Source organism: Campylobacter concisus (assembly GCF_002913045.1).
In the GTDB taxonomy this organism is placed as follows: domain Bacteria; phylum Campylobacterota; class Campylobacteria; order Campylobacterales; family Campylobacteraceae; genus Campylobacter_A; species Campylobacter_A concisus_AP.
Genome location: NZ_PPAF01000033.1, coordinates 1 through 433, shown reverse-complemented (window position 1 = coordinate 433; position 433 = coordinate 1). Strand labels below are relative to the sequence as shown.

General features: G+C 39.7%; 1 protein-coding gene. It reads right to left on the bottom strand.

The genetic code is table 11. The features are described 5' to 3' along the window. The coding region (locus tag CYP43_RS03905) for a GDP-mannose 4,6-dehydratase (protein WP_141089839.1) at positions 1–433 on the bottom strand (433 nt) is incomplete at both ends.

Genomic DNA, 433 nt, shown 5'->3' with positions numbered 1-433 from the left:
ACACAAACCACTATTTGACCAATGCTTAAATGTGATATGTCTAAATTTAACTCTTTTACCTTTTCAAAATTTAGTGAGTCTACGACCCCTACCTCATCTACGCCAGCCCCTTCAAATCTCAAATTTATACCAGTATAGGCAAATGCAAATTTTACAAAATCTCTAACCGCTGTCGTTTGTCCAGTCGCTATCACCCAGTCTTCTGGCTGTGGGGCTTGCAGTATCATCCACATCATCTTCACATAGTCTTTTGCATGGCCCCAGTCTCTTTTGGCGTCTAAATTTCCAAGATAAAGCTTGTCTTGAAGCCCGAGCGCTATCTTACTAGCTGCCCTTGTGATCTTTCTAGTTACAAATGTTTCGCCTCTAACTGGTGATTCATGGTTAAACAATATACCATTACAAGCAAAAATACCATAAGCCTCTCTATAAT